1 protein-coding gene is annotated in these 623 nt (G+C 65.8%); it reads left to right on the forward strand.

The window, feature by feature from the left end; genetic code table 11:
• Positions 1 to 623: hypothetical protein (locus tag MOV61_RS30160; protein WP_247139207.1), on the forward strand; the 623-nt coding region annotated here is incomplete at both ends.

A 623-nucleotide genomic window follows, 5' to 3' on the forward strand; every position in this document is an offset into this window, starting at 1 on the left:
GTGACGGCAAGGCTGCAGGCGTCGAGGACGGCTCCGGCAAGGCGGGTGCGATCGTGCCTGGAACGGCACTGGGCAAGCCGGCCGATAAGCTGGGTGAGGATGCGCAATCGGGCACGGCGGATGCCAAGGCCAAGGATGCCGATGGTGCGATCGAGCCTCAGGCGATGTCGGCCATGGCGGCGGCGTCGGTGGCAACGGGGCGTACCGCCAATGCGCCCGAGAAGCCGTCTGTGCCGGAGATTACCGGCAATGGCTTCTTCACCCAGAAGATCGGCATCGACGTTCCGGGCTTTCGCGGGCTGGAGCCGAAGCTTGCGCTGAACTACAGTTCGTCACGCAAGACGCGGCTGGGCGGGCTTTACCAGGGCTGGCTCGGGTATGCCTGGGGGCTTGACGGTTTCGACGTGATCGAGCGGGCGACGCCGGGCTACGGTTATCCGTTCTTCGATGGCAATGACGTCTATCTGCTGAACGGCGAGGAACTGGTGCGCTGCGCCACCGGCATGGTGGCGGCCTCCTGCTCGGCCGGCGGCACGCATGTGACCGAGAACGAGAACTTCAAGCGGGTGATCTTCGATGCCACCGCCAACACGTGGACGGTGACCGACCGCGACGGAACGGTG

Source organism: Neorhizobium sp. BETTINA12A (assembly GCF_023006485.1).
In the GTDB taxonomy this organism is placed as follows: domain Bacteria; phylum Pseudomonadota; class Alphaproteobacteria; order Rhizobiales; family Rhizobiaceae; genus Neorhizobium.